The organism is Faecalibacterium sp. DFI.5.82 (assembly GCF_029076575.1).
GTDB classification, from domain to species: Bacteria; Bacillota; Clostridia; order Oscillospirales; family Ruminococcaceae; genus Faecalibacterium; species Faecalibacterium duncaniae.
Map to the genome: position 1 here is coordinate 1 of NZ_JARFIS010000659.1, position 304 is coordinate 304.

Sequence of the window (304 nt, forward strand, 5' to 3'; positions counted from 1 at the left end):
CGCGCGTGGAGGTCGTGCATAAGGAGAATACGGGGGTGTCGGATACGCGAAACCAGGCGATCGCGCGGGCGCGGGGTACGTTTCTGCAGTTCGTGGACAGTGATGACTGTCTGACGGCGGATGCGACGAAGCTGATGGTGCGGGCGGCCGAGGAGACGGGCTGCGAAATGGTGATCGCGGATTTATATCGTGTCGTCGGAGAGATGGTGTCGCGGAAGGGGGATATCGACGCGGACCTGGTGATCGGGCGTGAAGCGTTCGTTGGCTTCATGATGGAGAACCAGGCGGACTTCTACTATGGGGT

1 protein-coding gene is annotated in these 304 nt (G+C 60.9%); it reads left to right on the forward strand.

The genetic code is table 11. The features are described 5' to 3' along the window. Nucleotides 1-35: 35 nt before the first annotated feature. Nucleotides 36-304, forward strand: a 269-nt coding sequence (locus P0G09_RS18320) for a glycosyltransferase (protein ID WP_342760562.1), incomplete at its 3' end; no start/stop codon positions are given.